The 18,596-nt window shown below is 67.1% G+C and carries 15 protein-coding genes; all 15 read left to right on the top strand.

Annotated features, from left to right (window positions below; translation table 11 throughout):
• The first annotated feature begins 2 nt into the window (after window positions 1-2).
• The 15 genes from nuoI (at window position 3) to POR01S_RS02210 (ending at window position 18,596) form a co-directional block, all read left to right on the top strand.
• Complete coding sequence (gene nuoI / locus POR01S_RS02280; protein ID WP_007158892.1) at window positions 3-551, top strand: NADH-quinone oxidoreductase subunit NuoI; 549 nt, start codon at window positions 3-5, stop codon at window positions 549-551.
• 9 nt (window positions 552-560) lie between these two features.
• A complete protein-coding gene (gene nuoJ / locus POR01S_RS02275) occupies window positions 561-1,073 on the top strand; it encodes an NADH-quinone oxidoreductase subunit J (RefSeq protein WP_042133480.1) in 513 nt (170 codons plus the stop codon).
• 25 nt (window positions 1,074-1,098) lie between these two features.
• Window positions 1,099-1,407 (top strand): NADH-quinone oxidoreductase subunit NuoK, encoded by a 309-nt coding sequence (gene nuoK, locus POR01S_RS02270; RefSeq protein WP_007158894.1) that lies wholly within the window; start codon window positions 1,099-1,101, stop codon window positions 1,405-1,407.
• Window positions 1,404-3,251 carry an NADH-quinone oxidoreductase subunit L gene (gene nuoL, locus POR01S_RS02265; protein ID WP_027599800.1) on the top strand — a complete coding sequence of 616 codons (1,848 nt, stop codon included), beginning with the start codon at window positions 1,404-1,406 and terminating at the stop codon, window positions 3,249-3,251. Before nuoK ends, nuoL begins: the two co-directional genes overlap by 4 nt.
• 27 nt (window positions 3,252-3,278) lie before the next feature.
• A complete protein-coding gene (gene nuoM, locus POR01S_RS02260) occupies window positions 3,279-4,811 on the top strand; it encodes an NADH-quinone oxidoreductase subunit M (protein ID WP_042133478.1) in 1,533 nt (510 codons plus the stop codon).
• A 7-nt stretch (window positions 4,812-4,818) separates the two neighbouring features.
• A complete protein-coding gene (gene nuoN / locus POR01S_RS02255) occupies window positions 4,819-6,270 on the top strand; it encodes an NADH-quinone oxidoreductase subunit NuoN (protein ID WP_027599801.1) in 1,452 nt (483 codons plus the stop codon).
• Window positions 6,271-6,420: 150 nt separating this feature from the next.
• On the top strand, window positions 6,421-8,454 hold the full coding sequence (locus tag POR01S_RS02250) for a M13 family metallopeptidase (protein ID WP_169853332.1): 2,034 nt from the start codon (window positions 6,421-6,423) through the stop codon (window positions 8,452-8,454).
• Between the two features lie 73 nt (window positions 8,455-8,527).
• Window positions 8,528-10,198 (top strand): bifunctional protein-serine/threonine kinase/phosphatase, encoded by a 1,671-nt coding sequence (locus POR01S_RS02245; RefSeq protein ID WP_042133473.1) that lies wholly within the window; start codon window positions 8,528-8,530, stop codon window positions 10,196-10,198.
• 63 nt (window positions 10,199-10,261) lie between these two features.
• Window positions 10,262-11,506, top strand: coding sequence for a nitrate regulatory protein (locus tag POR01S_RS02240; RefSeq protein ID WP_042133471.1), 1,245 nt, complete (start codon window positions 10,262-10,264; stop codon window positions 11,504-11,506).
• A gap of 289 nt (window positions 11,507-11,795) precedes the next feature.
• The gene (locus tag POR01S_RS02235) at window positions 11,796-13,121 is read left to right on the top strand and encodes a CmpA/NrtA family ABC transporter substrate-binding protein (RefSeq protein WP_042133469.1); all 1,326 of its coding nucleotides are present in this window, start codon (window positions 11,796-11,798) and stop codon (window positions 13,119-13,121) included.
• A 29-nt stretch (window positions 13,122-13,150) separates the two neighbouring features.
• Entirely contained in the window at window positions 13,151-13,996 is an 846-nt protein-coding gene (gene ntrB, locus POR01S_RS02230; RefSeq protein WP_017642297.1) for a nitrate ABC transporter permease, read from the top strand.
• Window positions 13,997-14,008: 12 nt separating this feature from the next.
• Entirely contained in the window at window positions 14,009-14,809 is an 801-nt protein-coding gene (locus POR01S_RS02225; RefSeq protein ID WP_017642296.1) for an ABC transporter ATP-binding protein, read from the top strand.
• Between the two features lie 241 nt (window positions 14,810-15,050).
• Entirely contained in the window at window positions 15,051-15,797 is a 747-nt protein-coding gene (gene cobA, locus POR01S_RS02220; RefSeq protein WP_042133466.1) for a uroporphyrinogen-III C-methyltransferase, read from the top strand.
• 61 nt (window positions 15,798-15,858) lie between these two features.
• Window positions 15,859-16,878 carry a ligase-associated DNA damage response exonuclease gene (locus tag POR01S_RS02215; RefSeq protein WP_042133463.1) on the top strand — a complete coding sequence of 340 codons (1,020 nt, stop codon included), beginning with the start codon at window positions 15,859-15,861 and terminating at the stop codon, window positions 16,876-16,878.
• On the top strand, window positions 16,875-18,596 hold the full coding sequence (locus POR01S_RS02210) for an ATP-dependent DNA ligase (RefSeq protein WP_042133461.1): 1,722 nt from the start codon (window positions 16,875-16,877) through the stop codon (window positions 18,594-18,596). The genes POR01S_RS02215 and POR01S_RS02210 overlap by 4 nt, the downstream gene beginning before the upstream one ends.

Here is an 18,596-nt window from a genome sequence, read left to right as displayed (position 1 = left end):
TCATGATCAAGGAAATCCTGCACGTCCTGCATGGCACCTACACCCAGTTGCGCAGCGTGGTGATGGTCTTCGGCCACGCCTTCCGCAAGCGCGACACCCTGCAATACCCCGAGGAACCCGTGTACCTGCCGCCGCGCTACCGCGGCCGCATCGTGCTCACCCGTGACCCCGACGGCCAGGAGCGCTGCGTGGCGTGCAACCTGTGCGCCGTGGCCTGCCCGGTCGGCTGCATCTCGCTGCAGAAGACCGAAGCCGAAGACGGTCGCTGGTACCCCGAGTTCTTCCGCATCAACTTCTCGCGCTGCATCTTCTGCGGCATGTGCGAGGAGGCCTGCCCCACCACCGCCATCCAGCTGACCCCGGATTTCGAGATGTCCGAGTTCAAGCGCCAGGAGCTGGTGTACGAGAAGCAGGACCTGCTGATCTCGGGTCCGGGCAAGTATCCGGAATACAACTTCTACCGCGTGGCCGGCATGGCCATCGCGGGCAAGCCCAAGGGTGCCGCGCAGAGCGAGGCAGAGCCGATCAACGTGAAGAGCCTGCTGCCCTAAGGAGCTGTCGTGGAATTTGCCTTCTATTTCTCCGCTGGGGTGGCCGTCCTGGCCACCTTCCGGGTGATCACCAACACCAATCCGGTGCATGCGCTGCTGTACCTGATCATCTCGCTACTGGCCGTGTCCATGGTGTTCTTCGCCCTGGGCGCACCCTTCGCCGGGGCCCTGGAGATCATCGTCTACGCCGGCGCCATCATGGTGCTGTTCGTCTTCGTGGTGATGATGCTCAACCTCGGGCCGGTCGTCGCCGAGCAGGAGCGCAAGTGGCTGACCCCCAAGGTCTGGATCGGTCCGTCGATCCTCGCCGGTGCGCTGCTGGTGGAACTGATGGTGGTGCTGTCGCGCACCCCGGGCGGCGCCGCCATCGGCCACACCTCGGTGGAAGCCAAGGCCGTGGGCATCAGCCTGTTCGGACCCTATCTGCTGGCGGTCGAACTGGCTTCCATGCTGTTGCTGGGTGCCCTGGTCGCGGCCTATCACCTGGGTCGCAGCGACGTCAAAGACGGGATCGGCGAGTGAGTCGCCAAGGACTGGAGAACAGCCAATGAACGCCATACCTCTGGAACACGGCCTGGCCCTCGCCGGCGCCCTGTTCGCCCTTGGCCTGGTGGGCCTGATGGTCCGCCGCAACATCCTCTTCGTGCTCATGAGTCTGGAAATCATGATGAACGCCGCCGCCCTGGCCTTCGTGGTCGCGGGTAGCCGTTGGGGCGCCCCCGACGGCCAGGTGATGTTCATCCTGGTGCTGAGCCTGGCCGCCGCCGAGGCCAGTATCGGCCTGGCGATCCTGCTGCAGCTCTATCGCCGCTTCCACACCCTCGACGTCGATGCCGCCAGCGAGATGCACGGATGAACCTGCTACCCCTCACCTTCGCCTTTCCCCTGGTCGGCTACTTCCTGCTGGCCTTTTCCCGCGGTCGGCTGTCGGAGAATCTCTCCGCGCTGATCGGCGTGGGTTCGGTGGGCCTGGCTGCGCTGGTCGCCGCCTGGGTCGGCTGGAACTTCCACGTCGCGCCGCCCGCCGACGGTCACCTGACCCTCGTCCTCTGGCAGTGGATGAACGTGGAGGGCTTCGCGCCCAACATGGCGCTCTACCTGGACGGCCTGTCGCTGACCATGCTCGGCGTGGTCACCGGCGTCGGCTTCCTGATCCACCTGTTCGCCTCTTGGTACATGCGCGGTGAAGAGGGCTACTCGCGCTTCTTCGCCTACACCAACCTGTTCATCTTCAGCATGTTGCTGCTGGTTCTCGGCGACAACCTGCTGCTGCTGTACTTCGGTTGGGAAGGCGTGGGCCTGTGCAGCTATCTGCTGATCGGCTTCTACTACAGCGAGCGCGCCAACGGCAACGCGGCGCTGAAGGCCTTCATCGTCACCCGTGTCGGTGACGTCTTCATGGCCTTCGGTCTGTTCATCCTGTTCATGACCCTGGGCACCCTGGACATCCAGGAGCTGCTGCAGAAGGCGCCCGACGTCTTCGCCAGCGGCGATCCGCTGATCGTGCTGGCCACCCTGGCACTGCTCGGCGGCGCCGTCGGCAAGTCGGCCCAGCTGCCGCTGCAGACCTGGCTGGCGGACGCCATGGCCGGTCCCACCCCGGTCTCCGCCCTGATCCACGCGGCGACCATGGTGACCGCGGGCGTCTACCTGATCGCCCGGACCCATGGCCTGTTCCTGCTGGCCCCGGAGATCCTGCACCTGGTCGGCATCGTCGGTGCCGTGACCCTGGTGCTGGCTGGCTTCGCCGCCCTGGTGCAGACCGACATCAAGCGCATCCTGGCCTATTCGACCATGAGCCAGATCGGCTACATGTTCCTGGCCCTGGGTGTCGGCGCCTGGCAACCGGCGATCTTCCACCTGATGATCCACGCCTTCTTCAAGGCGCTGCTGTTCCTCGCCTCGGGTTCGGTGATCCTGGCCTGCCACCACGAGCAGAACATCTTCAAGATGGGCGGCCTGTGGAAGAAGATTCCCCTGGCCTACGCCAGCTTCGTGGTGGGTGGTTCGGCCCTGGCGGCGCTGCCGCTGGTCACCGCCGGCTTCTACTCCAAGGACGAGATCCTCTGGGAAGCCATGGCCAGCGGCCACACCTACCTGCTCTATGCAGGCCTGGCCGGTGCCTTCCTGACCTCGATCTACACCTTCCGCCTGATCTTCATCACCTTCCACGGCCAGGCGCACACCGAGGCCCATGCCGGCCACGGCATCGCCCATAACCTGCCGCTGGCGGTGCTGCTGGTGCTCTCGACCTTTGTCGGCGCGATGATCGTGCCGCCGCTGGCCGGTGTGCTGCCGGAATCCATCGGCCATGCCGGTGGCGAAGCCAAGCACTCGCTGGAGATCACCTCGGGGGCCATCGCCATCGCCGGTATCCTGCTGGCCGCCCTGCTCTTCCTCGGCAAGCGTTCCTTCGTGAACGGCCTGGCCAAGAGCGCACCGGGTCGCTTCTTCGGGACCTGGTGGTATCACGCCTGGGGCTTCGACTGGCTGTACGACCTGATCTTCGTCAAGCCGTACCTGCTGCTGGCCCGCCTGCTGCGCCGCGATCCCATCGACCAGGCCATCGGCCTGATCCCGATGCTGGCGCGCGGTGGCAACCTGGCACTGAGCATCACCGAGAACGGCCGTCTGCGCTGGTACGCGGCTTCCATCGTGGGAGGCGCCGTGCTGCTGCTCGGCGCGCTGCTGCTGGCCTGACCCCCTGACTAAGGATAAGTACACGTCATGCTTCTGCCCTGGCTAATCCTGATCCCCTTCATCGGCGGCCTGCTCTGCTTCCTCACGGAAAAGACCGGCCCGCTGGTGCCCCGCTGGATCGCTCTGTTCACCATGCTGCTGGAGCTGGTGCTCGGCCTGTGGCTGTGGGCCCACGGCGACTACAGCCTGGCTCCGGCCCCTGGCGCCGAAACCGCCTGGACCGCGGAATTCCAGATGAACTGGATTCCGCGCTTCGGCATCAGCCTGCACTTCGGTCTCGACGGCCTGTCGCTGCTGATGATCCTGCTCACCGGCATGCTCGGTGTGCTGGCGGTGACCTGCTCCTGGCGCGAAGTGCAGCGCCACGTCGGCTTCTTCCACCTCAACCTGCTGTGGATCATCGGCGGCGTGGTGGGGGTGTTCCTGGCGCTGGACCTGTTCCTGTTCTTCTTCTTCTGGGAAATGATGCTGGTGCCGATGTACTTCCTGATCGCGCTGTGGGGCCATAGCTCCGCGGACGGCAAGAAGAGCCGCATCACCGCCGCCACCAAGTTCTTCATCTTCACCCAGGCCAGCGGTCTGATCATGCTGGTGGCGATCATCGCCCTGGTGCTGGTGAACTACGGTGCGACCGGCGTCCTGACCTTCGACTACGAAGACCTGCTGCAGCTGCAACTGGATCCCAAGCTGGAATACCTGCTGATGCTGGGCTTCTTCATCGCCTTCGCGGTGAAGCTGCCGGTGGTGCCGGTGCACTCCTGGCTGCCGGATGCCCACGCCCAGGCGCCGACCGCCGGTTCCGTCGACCTCGCCGGCATCCTGCTCAAGACCGCCGCCTACGGCCTGCTGCGCTTCGCCATCCCGCTGTTCCCCAACGCCTCGGCGGAATTCGCGCCGATCGCCATGTGGCTGGGCATCATCGGCATCTTCTACGGCGCCATCCTGTCGTTCGCCCAGACCGACATCAAGCGCCTGGTGGCCTACTCCAGCGTCTCGCACATGGGCTTCGTGCTGATCGGCATCTACTCCGGCAGCCCCCAGGCGCTGCAGGGCGTGGTGGTCCAGATGATCGCCCACGGCCTCTCCGCCGCCGGCCTGTTCATCCTCTGCGGCCAGCTCTATGAGCGCATGCACACCCGTGACATGCGCCAGATGGGCGGGCTCTGGGCGCGGGTGCCCTACCTGCCGGCCCTGAGTCTGTTCTTCGCCTCGGCTTCGCTGGGTCTGCCGGGTACCGGCAACTTCGTCGGCGAATTCCTGATCCTGCTGGGCGCCTTCCCGGTGGTGCCGATGATCACCGTCATCGCCACCTTCGGCCTGGTGTTCGCCTCGGTCTACTCGCTGATCATGATCCACCGCGCCTACTTCGGTCCGGCCAGGGCCGAAGGTGCCCTGCCGGGTCTGAACGCACGGGAACTGTCGATGCTGCTGTTGCTTGGCGTGCTGCTGGTGCTGCTCGGCGTCTATCCGCAGCCGGTGCTGGATACCTCGGCCGCGAGCATGGCCGGTGTCCAGCAGTGGCTCGGCGAAGCCTTCTCCTCTCTCGTTTCCGCCCGGTAAGAGCGCCATGACCTTTACCTACGAACACTTCATCGCCCTCCTGCCGATCATCATCACCGGCTTCACCGCCGTGGTGGTGATGCTGGGCATCGCCTGGCGGCGGGATCACACCATCATCCCGACCCTGGGCGTGATCGGTCTCAACCTGGCCCTGCTGTCCTGCATCCCGGCCCTGGGCGTCGGCGCCATCGACGTCACCCCGCTGCTGCGCATCGACGGCTTCACCTGCTTCTACATGGCGCTGATCCTGATCGCCACCCTGGCCTGCATGACCCTGTCGCATGCCTACATGGAAGGCTATCCGGGCAACCGCGAAGAGCTGTACCTGCTGCTGCTGATCTCCGCCACCGGCGGCCTGGTGCTGGTGGCGGCGCAGAACGTCGCCGGTCTGTTCATCGGCCTGGAACTGCTGTCGGTACCGGTCTACGGCCTGGTGGCCTACAGCTACTTCAATCGCCGCTCCCTGGAAGCCGGCATGAAGTACCTGGTGCTGTCCGCCGCCGGTTCGGCCATCCTGCTGTTCGGCATGGCCCTGCTCTACGCCCAGTCCGGCAGCCTCAACTTCGCCGACATCGGCATGCAGATGGACGCCCCGGCCAGCACCGGCCTGCTGATGGAAATCGGCCTGGGCATGCTGATCGTCGGTCTCGGCTTCAAGCTGTCCCTGGTGCCCTTCCACCTCTGGACCCCGGACGTCTACGAGGGCGCCCCGGCGCCGGTCGGCGCCTTCCTGGCCACCGCCAGCAAGGTCGCCGTCTTCGCCGTGCTGGTACGGGTGTTCCAGACCATGCCCATGGCCACCGAAGACGGCTGGCTGCACGATGCCATCGCCTTCATCGCCATCGCCTCCATGCTGGTCGGCAACCTGCTGGCGCTGATGCAGAGCAACCTCAAGCGTCTGCTGGGTTACTCCTCCATCTCCCACTTCGGCTACCTGCTGGTGGCAGTGGCCTCGGGCGAAGGCCTGTCGATGGAAGCCGTAGCGGTCTACCTGGTGACCTATGTTTTCACCAGCCTGGGCGCCTTCGGCGTGATCACCCTGATGTCCAGCCCGAGCAACGGCCAGCGTGACGCCGATGCCCTGTTCGAGTACCGCGGCCTGTTCTGGCGCCGCCCGTACCTGACCGCGGCGCTGACGGTGATGATGCTGTCCCTGGCCGGCATCCCGCTCACCGCCGGTTTCATCGGCAAGTTCTACGTCATCACCGTGGGCGTGGAAGCGGGCATGTGGTGGCAGACCGCGGCCATCGTGCTGGGCAGCGCCATTGGCCTGTTCTACTACCTGCGCGTGATGGTCACCCTGTACCTGACCGAGCAGGGCCTGCAGCGCCACGATGCGCCGATGAACTGGGGTCAGCGCGCCGGTGGCGTGATGCTGATCGCCATTTCCATCGCGACCTTCGTCCTCGGCGTCTATCCGCAGCCGCTGCTGCAACTGGCGCAGCTGACGGTGTTCTGATCCAGGACGTCGCCCACGATCCCCGCTTCGGCGGGGATCGTCGTTTCTGGGGTCCGCAAGAGACCCGCCCTTGGCAGGGTCGCGCCCCGACCGCTACCCTCGGCGCCCTACCCTGCTTTTCCTGTCCTATCCTGGAGACCCTTTTCTCCCATGCCTGCGTTGAAACCTCTCACCCTCGCCATCGGCCTGCTGCTCGGCGGCCAGGCCTTCGCCGCCCCTGTCTTCGACGTCACCGAACTGAGTGACCCCGCCACCGCCTGCAGCGACCTCGACACCTTCGTCAACCAGAAGTGGGTCGCCGCCAATCCGATCCCGCCGGACAAGTCGCGCTGGGGTTCCTTCATGGCCCTGGGGGAGAAATCGCTCAACGACCAGCATGCCATCCTGCAGCGGGCGGCCCGCACGGCCGATCGGGCGGCAGCGGGCTCGGTGGAACAGAAGATCGGCTGGCTGTATCGCTCGGGCATGGACGAGGCCGCCATCGAGCGCGCCGGCTATCGACCGATCCAGGCGCAACTGGCGGCCATCGACGGATTGCGCACCACGGCCGATGTCGTGAAGTACCTGCAACAGAGCTTCGCCCGCGGCGACATGCAGGTGTTCTCCTTCGGCTCCGGCGCCGACTACCAGAATGCCAAGCAGCAGATCGCCTATGCCTACCAGGGCGGCCTGGGCCTGCCGACACCCGACTACTACACCGAAGCCGACTACGCCAAGCTGCGCCAGGCCTATCTGGGCCACATCGCCCGGCTGCTGGTCCTGACCGGCGTACCCAAGGCCAGGGCCGCCGCCCAGGCCGAACTGGTGCTGGCCTTCGAGAGTCGCCTGGCGCGCGCCTCGGTCAAGCCGGTGGAGCTGCGCAATCCGGAAAACCAGTATCACTACCTGAGCTTTGCCGAGGCCAACCAGGTGACGCCGCACTTCGACTGGCAGGCCTTCTTCGCCAGCCAGGGCGTCACCGGCCAGCAGGGCTTTTCGCTGTCCCAGCCGGGCTTCTTCGCCGAATTCGACCGGATGCTGGCGGAGACCCCCGTCGAGCAGTGGCAGGCCTATCTGCGTGCCCATGTGATCGACGACGCCGCGCCGCTGCTGTCCCGGCCCTTCCAGCAGGAGAGCTTCGACTTCAACCAGAAGACCCTGAGCGGCCAGCAGCAGCAGAGCGAGCGCTGGAAGCGGGTGCTGCGCGCGGTCAACGGCGCCATGGGCGAAGGTCTCGGCCAGCTCTATGTGCAGGAGCATTTCTCGCCCCAGGCCAAGGCCCGCGCCCAGGAACTGGTGGACAACGTGATGCTGGCGCTCAAGGCGCGCATCGAGCAGCTCGACTGGATGAGCCCTGAGACCAAGCAGAAGGCGCTGGCCAAGTGGGACAGCTTCCTGCCCAAGATCGGCTATCCGGAGCGCTGGCGTGACTGGAGCGGCCTGACCCTCCAGCCCCAGGGATTCTATGCCAACCTGGAAGCCGCCTCGCGCTTCAACTACCGGCATGACCTGGACAAGATCGGCAAGCCCACCGACCGCAAGGAATGGGGCATGTATCCGCAGACGGTCAACGCCTACTACAGCCCCACCGACAACACCATCAACTTCCCCGCGGCCATCCTGCAGCCGCCCTTCTTCTATCCGGACGGCGACGACGCCATCAACTACGGCGGCATCGGCGCGGTGATCGGCCACGAGGCCAGCCATGGCTTCGACGACCAGGGCAGCAAGTTCGACGGTGCCGGCAACCAGGTCGACTGGTGGACCCCGGCCGACCGCAAGGCCTTCGAGGCCCGCACCGGCAAGCTGGTGCAGCAATTCGACGGTTATCGGCCGCTGCCGGACCATCCGGAGCTGCACGTCAACGGCAAGCTCACCCTGGGCGAGAACATCGGCGACCTCGGCGGCATCAATGCCGCCTATGACGCCCTGCAACTGGCCCTGGCGAAGAAGCCGGAAGAGGCTGCCCGGAAGATCGACGGCTATACCCAGGACCAGCGCTTCTTCCTCAACTGGGCGCGGGTCTGGCGGGGCTCGATCCGTGAAGAGCAGGCGCGCCTGTTCCTCAACACCGATCCCCATGCGCCCATGAGATTCCGTGCCATCGGCGCGCCGTCCAACATGCCGGCCTTCGCCCAGGCCTTCAGCTGCAAGGCAGGCGATGCCATGGTCCGGCCGGACGAGCAGCGCGTGGAAATCTGGTGACGGACCGGGGGCGTCGGTCGAGCGGGTATCGCTTTTGCATCGCTCGCCTTCTCTCTCCGCTGGCGCCCCGTCCATGCCCCTAGAACTCGCCTTCGCCGAAGCCACTGCGACCGGTCCGCGCAAGGAAAACCAGGACGCCTTGCGCAGTGTCCAGCCCAGCGCGGCGCTGGCGGCGACCAAGGGGCATCTGTTCGCCCTCGCCGATGGCGTCAGCGGTTGTCCGGACGGTGGCCTGGCGGCGCGCGCCACCCTTCAGGCCCTGGCCCAGGACTATTACTCCACCCCGGAAACCTGGCCGGTGGCCCAGGCGCTGGAGCGGCTGCTGCTGGCGCAGAATCGCTGGTTGCAGGCCGCCGGCAATGGCCAGCCGCTGCTGACCACCCTCACCGCCCTGGTGATCCGCGGCCGGCGCTACACCCTGGCCCATGTCGGCGATTGCCGCGCCTATCGCTGGCACGGCGAACGGCTGACCTGTCTCACCGTCGACCACGTCTGGCAGCAGGCCGGCATGCAGCATGTGCTGACCCGCGCCCTGGGGCTGGAAAATCACCTGGTGGTGGATTTTCGCGAAGGCGAACTGGAAGCCGGCGAAACCCTGCTGCTGGTGAGCGATGGGGTCTGGGCCGCGCTGGGCGAAGACAGCATGAGGCGCATCCTCGTCGACGGCGTCAGCGATCTGGACGCGACCGCCCAGGCGCTGGTGGCTGGCGCCCTGCATGCCGGCGGCCAGGACAATGCCAGCGCCCTGCTGGTGCGGGTCGATCGCCTGCCGGACATATCCCTGGCCGATACCCTGGCCAATGCCGACACCTGGCCGCCGCTGCCCGCCTTGAAACCCGGCCAGGCCTTCGAAGGCTGGACGGTGGTGGAGCGCCTGGCCGAGTCGCGGCAATCGCTGCTCTACCGGGTCACCGACGAGGGTGGCCGCCCCTGGCTGCTCAAGACCCTCCCCGCGGCGCTGCAATTCGACACCCTGGCCGGTCATGCCCTGCTCATGGAGGAGTGGTTCCTGCGGCGCGTCGCCGGCCGCGCCTTCGTCGAGGTGCATCCGCTGCCACGGCGCGCCCATCTCTATTTCGTGCAGCGCGAATATCCGGGGCGCACCCTGGCGCAACAGCTGACCAGCGACGGGCCCCTGGCCCTGGCCGACTGGCTGGACGTCGCCTCGCGCCTGTTGCGTGCGCTCGGCCAGTTGCACAGACGCAACATCCTTCACCGCGACATCAAGCCGGACAATCTGCACCGCGGCCAGGATGGTGAACTGCGCCTGCTGGACTTCGGCCTGGCCTATTGTCCGCAACTGTCCCAGGATCTGCAGGACAGTCCGGGCACCCCCAGCTACCGGGCGCCGGAATCCTTCGAAGGTGCCGAGCCGAGTCCCGCCCAGGATCTCTATGCGGCCGGGGTGACCCTCTATCAGCTGCTGACCGGTGCTTATCCCTACGGCGAGGTGGAGCCCTTCCAGCGCCCACGCTTCGGCACGCCGGCCAGCGCCCTGCGCCGGCGTCCGGATGTACCGGCCTGGCTCGACGACTGGCTGCAGCGGGCCGTGGCGGTCGACCCCGCCGAGCGCTTCGAAACCGCGGAAGAAGCCCTGCTGCTGCTGGAGCAGGGCGAGCGGCAACCGGCGGTCCGCGCCCTGCCGCTGCTGCACCGCGATCCGCTGCGCACCTGGCAGGTGGTCGCGACCCTGTCGCTTCTAGCCAACCTGGTGCTCGGGCTGTTGTGGCTCTATCGCCACTGAGGCGTCCCGGTCTGGAGCAGCTTTTGCAGGCCAGTGGCCAGCCTCCTGCTCGAGTCTCGCCCCATGTCCGATCGCCAGATGCCCCCTGCCCTGCGTTTCATGCTGGCGGCCCGCCGTTGCGAACTGCAGCAACTGGAGGGGCTTGCCCTGACCTGCGAACTGGTGGAGGGCGCCAGCGCACTGGTACATGACCTGCAGCGCGAGCGCGGCTTCAGCAATATCCTGCTGGGGACGGGCAGCGATCGCTATCGCAGCGCCCTGGAACGGCATTCGGCGACGACGCGCTGCAGCGAGACGCGTCTGCGCGAAGGCCTGGACACCTTCGACGCCAGCCTGGCCCAGGATCGCCCGCGCCTGCTCAACCGCATCGCCTGTGTCCTGCACCTGCTCGATGGCCTGCCGGGTCTGAGGCGCGGCGTGCTCGACCGGCGCCTGGGGATGGAAGAGGCCACCGCGGCCTTCTCGCACCTGATCGGCGGCTTGCTGGCGGTCATCTTCGAGGCGGCCGACACGGCGAGCGACCCGGGTCTCAGCCGGGCCCTGGTGGCGCTGTTCAACTTCATGCAGGGCAAGGAACTGGCGGGCCAGGCCCGGGCGACCGGCGTGGTCGGCTTCGCCCAGGGTCATTTCGATGCCGTGCTGCTGGCCCGTCTCGACGACTTGGACAGTGGCCAGGCCCGTTGCTTCGCCGGTTTCCTCGACCATGCCGATCCCCAGGCCCTGGTCCTCTGGCACGGGGTGCAGGAGTGCGCCTCGCGGCAGCAGATCGAACGGCTGCGCGGCGTCGCCCAGCGCACCTCGGCGAGTGCCCAGGTGGAGCCGGCGCTGGCCGAACTCTGGTTCGAACTCAATACCCGCCGCCTGGACGCCATGCAGGGGGTCGCCCAGCACCTGGTCCTGGAACTCCGCGCGCGCTGTGCGAAGAGCATCGCCCAGGCCCGGGCGGACCTGGACAGCCATCGCAAGCTGTCCCGCCGCCTGGCCGAGCTCGACCGCGAGCCGAGCACGCCGCTGCTGTTCAGCCTGACCGCCAATCCGCTGGGTGAAGCCCGGCCAGGCGAAGGTCAGCCCGGCATCCTCGAATTGCTGCACGAGCAGACCCGACGCCTGCACGAGGTGGAGGCGGAGCTCCAGGAAACCCGCCGCTCCCTGGTCGAGCGCAAGCTGCTGGAGCGCGCCAAGCAGCAGCTCATGCAGCAGCTGCAACTGCCGGAGGCGGACGCCCACCAGCATCTGCAGCGGCTGGCGATGCGCAGCGGCCGGCCGCTGCCCGAACTGGTCCGGCAGCTACTCGGCCAGGAGCCCTAGGTCGGCACTATTCACCGATCAGTATTGGCCATCGTACTGCCCGGGCCCGTTCGGCACCCTCCATGCGCCGCCAGGGCGCACCGCGCCAGCGGAACGCCCCCTGACTGTGCGCCCAGGAACCGCAAAGGCCTGGATCGCCCGGGATTCCGGGCTTGGCACAGTCCCTGCAAAAGTCCTGGCGAGCGCCTCGCGCTCCCACAGCAATCCCCGGACGAAGGTGTCCACGCTCGCAGCCCAAGCCTGCCGAGAGTGGATGCCTTTTTTTGTGCCCGCGAAATAAGGAAGGACGATGGACGACAGCTCGCGTAACGATGACCAGGCCGGTCGCGGACTCCCCCGCCGCAGTTTCCTCAAGCAGTCGCTCGGCGTACTGGGCGCTGGCGCCGCGCTCACGCTGCTGCCACCCGGGCTGAGGTCCGCCGCCTGGGCCTCCGGCAGCGATGCCGTGGAGACGACCAAGGCCAAACTGGGCTTCATCGCCCTCACCGATGCGGCGCCGCTGTTCGTCGCCGACGAGCTCGGGCTGTTCGCCAAGTACGGCATGACCGAGGTGGAGGTGCTCAAGCAATCCTCTTGGGGTACCACCCGCGACAACCTGGTGCTGGGCTCGGCGGCCAATGGCATCGACGGCGCCCACATCCTCACCCCCATGGTCTATCACCTGGCCTCCGGCAAGATCACCCCCAACGGCCAGCCGCTGCCCATGGCGCTGCTGGCGCGGCTGAACGTCGACGGCCAAGGCATCTCCCTGTCAAACGACTACAAGGAGCAGAAGGTCGGCCTCGACGCCAGCGGCTTCAAGACCGCCCTGGCCGCGCGCCAGGCCGCTGGCAAGAAGACCTCGGCCGCCATGACCTTCCCGGGCGGCACCCATGATCTGTGGATTCGCTACTGGCTGGCAGCCAACGGTATCGACCCGAACAAGGACATCACCACCCTGGTGGTGCCCCCGGCGCAGATGGTCGCCAACATGAAGGTCGGCAACATGGACACCTTCTGCGTCGGCGAGCCCTGGAACGCCCAGCTGATCAAGCAGAACATCGGCTACAGCGCCCTGACCACCGGCGAGCTCTGGGCCAATCACCCCGAGAAGGCCCTGGCCCTGCGCGGCGACTATGTCCAGGCCAATCCCAAGGCCACCGTGGCGCTGCTCAAGGCGGTACTGGAGGCCCAGCAATACTGCGACGTGGCGGCGAACAAGCCGAAGGTCGCCGAGATCTGCGCCAAGCGGCGCTGGATCGGCGCGCCCGCCGAGGACGTGGTCGGCCGCCTGCAGGGCACCTTCGACTACGGTACCGGCCGGGTGGTGCAGAACAGTCCGCACCTGATGAAGTTCTGGAACGAGCATGCCTCCTTCCCCTACCAGAGCCACGACCTCTGGTTCATTACCGAGAACCAGCGCTGGGGCTATCTACCCGGCGACCTGGATGCCCAGGGCCTGATCGCCAAGGTCAACCGCGCCGATCTCTGGCGCGAAGCGGCGGCGGCCATCGGCGTCCCGGCCGGCGACATCCCCGCCGGCAACTCGCGCGGCAAGGAAAGCTTCTTCGACGGCAAGGTGTTCGACCCCGCCGACCCCAAGGCCTATCTCGCCAGCCTGACGCTCAAGGCCTGACGTCCACCATCCCTCAAGGAGTGCCGCCGATGAACGCCCACACCCGGCCGCCCAAGGCCCTCGCGACCTTTCGTCCGCAAACCCGTCTGCGTCGCTTCGGCCAGCAGGTGCTGCGCAATGGCCTGCCACCGCTGGTGGTGGGCGCCCTGCTGCTGATCGTCTGGCAACTGCTGTGCAGTCGCCCCGGCGCGGCCCTGCCGCCGCCGAGCCAGGTGGTCAACGACACCTGGGAGCTGATCACCCAGCCCTTCTACGACAACGGCGGCAATGACGTGGGCATGGCCTGGCAACTGCTGGCCAGCCTCGAACGCGTCGCCTACGGCTACCTGATGGCCGCCGTGGTGGGTATCGCCCTGGGCGTGCTGGTGGGCCAGTCGGCCTGGGCCATGCGCGGCCTCGATCCGCTGTTCCAGGTCCTGCGCACCGTGCCGCCACTGGCCTGGCTGCCACTGTCCCTGGCCGGCTTCAAGGACAGCCACCCCTCGGCGCTGTTCGTCATCTTCATCACCGCCATCTGGCCGATCATCATCAATACCTCGGTGGGCATCCGCAACATCCCCGAGGACTACCGCAACGTGGCGCGCGTCCTGCGCCTGAATGGCTGGGAATACTTCCAGAAGATCATGCTGCCGGCCGCCGCGCCCTACATCTTCTCCGGCCTGCGCATCGGCGTGGGCCTGTCGTGGCTGGCCATCATCGCCGCCGAGATGCTGATCGGTGGCGTGGGCATCGGCTTCTTCATCTGGGATGCCTGGAACGCCTCGCGCATCAGCGACATCATCCTGGCGCTGGTCTACGTCGGCGTCATCGGCTTCCTGCTCGACCGGCTGGTGGCCCTCATCGGCCGGCTGGTCACCCGCGGCACCGCGAACTAGAGGACTCCCACCATGGCCCAGCCCTACCTGAGCATCGAGCACGTCGACAAGAGCTTCACCCGCAACGGCCTGACCTCCACGGTGCTGCGCGACGTCAATCTCAAGATCGAACGCGGCGAGTACATCTCCATCATCGGCCACTCCGGCTGCGGCAAGTCGACGGTGCTCAACATCGTCGCCGGCCTGATCGAACCCACCTCCGGCTCCATCCTGCTGGAGAACCGCGAGGTCCGCGGTCCTGGTCCGGAGCGCAGCCTGGTGTTCCAGAACCACTCGCTGCTGCCCTGGCTGACGGTCTACGAGAACGTCGCCCTGGCGGTGGACAAGGTGTTCCGGGGCGCCAAGAGCAAGGCCGAGCGCCATGCCTGGACGCTGCACAACCTGGAAATGGTCAACATGAGCCATGCCCTGCACAAAAGACCCAGCGAGATTTCCGGTGGCATGAAGCAGCGGGTCGGCATCGCCCGGGCCCTGGCCATGGAGCCCAAGGTGCTGCTGCTGGACGAGCCCTTCGGCGCCCTGGACGCCCTCACCCGGGCGCATCTGCAGGATGAGGTGATGCGCATCCAGAGCGAACTGCGCAACACCGTGATGATGATCACCCACGACGTGGACGAGGCGGTGCTGCTCTCGGATCGTATCGTCATGATGACCAACGGCCCGGCGGCCACCATTGGCGAGATCCTAACCATCGACCTGCCGCGGCCGCGCGATCGCATCACCCTGGTCGACGATCCCCGCTACAACGGCTATCGCCACGCGGTGCTGAGCTTCCTCTACGAGAAGCACAGCCACCCCGGTGCCGTAGCCTGATGATTCGCCCCGTTTCGAGGCAGCACGCCTCGAAACGGGGCGATTTTGCGGTCTCCCGCGCGCACAAACCCGGGATTTGTCTCGCTGGGGCAACTGGCACGAAGCCTGCAAATCCTCAGACAACTTAGGTCTTTCTTCAACGGCGAGGAAAGACCCTCCGGACAAAGGCGTCCCAGCTGCTTGCAGCGGGACGCCTTTTTTTTGCGTTACAGTCGCCACCCTGGATACGAGAGGTCACTACATGAGCGGGAAAGTCTGGTTGATCGGTGCCGGCCCCGGCGATCCCGAATTGCTGACCCTCAAGGCCGTGCGCGCCCTGGGTGAGGCCGAGGTGGTGATGATCGATGACCTGGTCAATCCGGCGGTGCTCGAACACTGTCCGAACGCCCGGGTGATCCGCGTCGGCAAGCGCGGCGGTTGCCGCTCCACGCCCCAGGCCTTCATCCATCGACTGATGCTGCGCTATGCCCGCCAGGGCCGTTGCGTGGCCCGGCTCAAGGGCGGCGATCCCTGCATCTTCGGTCGCGCCGGCGAGGAAGCCGAATGGCTGGCCGCCCGTGGCGTCAGCAGCGAGATCGTCAACGGCATCACCGCCGGCCTGGCTGGCGCCACCGCCTGCGGCATCTCCCTGACCCTGAGAGGCGTGGCCCGGGGCGTGACCCTGGTCACTGCCCACACCCAGGACGACAGCGCGCCCAACTGGCCGGCCCTGGCCGCCTCCGGCACCACCCTGGTGGTCTACATGGGCGTGGCGCGCCTGGCCGAGATCCAGCAGGGCCTGCTGGACGGCGGTCTGGCCCTGACCACCCCGGTGGCCATGATCGAGAACGCCTCCCTGCCCAGCCAGCGCGAGTGCCGCTCGACCCTGCAGGATCTGCAGGTGGACGCCGCCCTCTTCCAGCTGCGCAGCCCGGCGATCCTGGTGATCGGCGAGGTGGTCGGCCAGGCCGCCCTGCAACAGGCCCTGAGCTTCGCCGCCCAGGCCTGAGCGGCGAACTCCGGAGCCCAGCCGCCGTTCCTATGGGTAATCCCCCAGCAGAGCGGCGCCCATGGACCTCGTCATCGCTCGCCCGGACGGCCTCTACTGCCCGCCCGGCGACTTCTACATCGATCCCTGGCATCCGGTGGAACGTTCGGTCATCACCCATGGCCACGGTGACCATGCCCGGGTAGGCAACGGTCACTATCTCGCCACCTCGGCCAGTGCCGGCATCCTGCGCGCCCGGCTCGGTGCCGACATCAACCTCCAGACCCTGGAGTACGGCGAGGTCATCGACCACCACGGGGTCAGGCTGAGCTTCCATCCGGCCGGCCATGTGCTGGGGTCGGCCCAGGTGCGTCTGGAATACCGCGGCGAGGTCTGGGTCGCCTCGGGCGACTACAAGGTCGAACCCGATGGCACCTGCACCCCCTTCGAGCCGGTGCGCTGCCATACCTTCATCACCGAATCCACCTTTGGCCTGCCGATCTATCGCTGGCGACCCCAGGCCGAGATCTTCGCCGAGGTCAACCAATGGTGGCGCGCCAACCAGGCCCAGGGGCTGGCCAGCGTCCTCTACAGCTACGCCTTCGGCAAGGCGCAACGCCTGCTGCACGGCCTCGATCCGGAGATCGGCCCCATCCTGGCCCATGGCGCGGTGGAGCCGCTCAACCGGGTCTATCGCGAGGCCGGCATCCGCATTCCCGAGACCCACTACGCCGGCGACTTCAAGAAGAGCGATCCCGCGTTGCGTCAGGCGCTGATCATCGCCCCGCCCTCGGCCGGGGGCAGTACCTGGATCCGCCGCTTCGGCGAACACAGCGACGCCTTCGCCAGTGGCTGGATGATGCTGCGCGGCACCCGCCGCCGGCGCGGCGTGGATCGCGGCTTCGTGCTCTCCGACCACGCCGACTGGCCGGGCCTGCTGTGGGCCATCGAGCAGACCGGCGCCGAGCGGGTGATGGTCACCCATGGCTCGGTCGCCACCCTGGTGCGCTACCTGCGCGACCAGGGGCTGGACGCCCAGGGCTTCACCACCGAATACGGTGAGGAAGACGACACCCCCGTCGCCGCGGAGGCCCAGGCATGAAGGCCTTCGCCGAACTCTACGGGCGTCTCGACGCCACCACCTCTAGCAATGCCAAGCTCGCGGCCCTGGTGGACTACTTCGGCAGCGCCCCGGCCGCCGATGCCGCCTGGGCGGTGTATTTCCTCGCCGGCGGGCGTCCCCGTCGGCTGGTGCCGACCCGGCAGCTGCGCGAATTGACCATGGCCCTCTCCGGCCTGCCCGAGTGGCTGTTCGAAGAGAGCTACCAGGCGGTGGGTGACCTGGCGGAGACCATGGCCCTGCTGATTCCCACCGCCGATGCCGCCAATGCCGAGGGCCTGGCCTTCTGGCTGGAGGAGTACCTGCTACCCCTGCGCGGCCTGCCACCGGAAGAGCTGGCCGAGCGCTTGCCGCCACTGTGGGGCCAGCTGGATCGGCAGAGTCTGATGGTCTGCATCAAGCTGATCACCGGCGAATTCCGTGTCGGTGTCTCCAAGCTGCTGGTGACCCGTGCCCTGGCCACCCTGGCGGACCTGGATCCCAAGCGCGTCGCCCAGCGCCTGGTGGGCTATACCGATCTCTCCCACCGTCCCACCGCCGAGGGCTATGCCCGCCTGGTCGCCCCGGAAAGTCCGGACGAGCACGCCCAGCGCGGCGGTCAGCCCTATCCCTTCTTTCTCGCTCACGCCCTGCAATTGCCGGTGGAGCAGTTCGAGGCGCAACTGGGGCCGGCCGAGGACTGGCAGGTGGAATGGAAGTGGGATGGCATCCGCGCCCAGCTGGTCAAGCGCGACGGTCGGCTGTGGATCTGGTCGCGGGGCGAAGACCTGGTCACCGATCGTTTTCCCGAATTGCATCCCCTTGCAGAAGCGCTGCCCGATGGCACCGTGATCGACGGCGAGATCGTGGTCTGGAAGGAAGACGCCGCGCCCGACACCCTGCTCAGCAGCGAAGAGGTGAGCGAGCAGCAGGATGGCCGCGATCCGGCCGCGCCCATCCCCTTCGGTGTGCAGCCCTTTGCCCTGCTGCAGCAGCGCATCGGTCGCAAGACCCTGGGCAAGAAGATTCTCGAAGACGTGCCGGTCATCCTGCTCGCCTACGACCTGCTGGAATGGCAGGGCCACGACCTGCGCAGCCAGCCGCAACGCCAGCGCCGCGCCGAGCTGGAGCGGGTGGTGGCCCGTTGCGCCAGCCCGTTGCTGAGACCCTCGCCGCTGCTGCACGGGCGCGACTGGCAGGATCTCGCCCGCCAGCGCGAGGCCTCCCGCACCCTGGGCGTCGAAGGCATGATGCTCAAGGCCCAGGATTCGCTCTATGGCGTCGGTCGCACCAAGGACATGGGCACCTGGTGGAAGTGGAAGGTCGATCCCTTTTCGGTGGATGCGGTGCTCATCTATGCCCAGCGCGGCCACGGGCGGCGCGCCAGTCTCTATTCCGACTACACCTTCGCCGTCTGGGACGGTCCGCCGGAGAGTAGCGAACGCACCCTGGTGCCCTTCGCCAAGGCCTACTCGGGTCTGACCGACGAAGAGATGCGCAAGGTGGACGCCATCGTCCGGCGCACCACGGTGGAGAAGTTCGGCCCGGTGCGCAGCGTCGAGCCGACCCTGGTGTTCGAACTGGGCTTCGAGGGCATCGCCCTGTCCAAGCGCCACAAGAGCGGTGTCGCGGTGCGCTTTCCGCGCATGCTGCGCTGGCGCCACGACAAGCCGGTGGCCGAAGCCGATACCCTCGACATCCTGCAGAATCTGCTGGCCTAG

Origin of the sequence: Pseudomonas oryzihabitans NBRC 102199 (assembly GCF_000730625.1) — a bacterium.
GTDB lineage: Bacteria > Pseudomonadota > Gammaproteobacteria > Pseudomonadales > Pseudomonadaceae > Chryseomonas > Chryseomonas oryzihabitans.
Note: the sequence above shows the minus strand (reverse complement) of the source record. Positions and strands in the feature narration are given on the sequence as shown.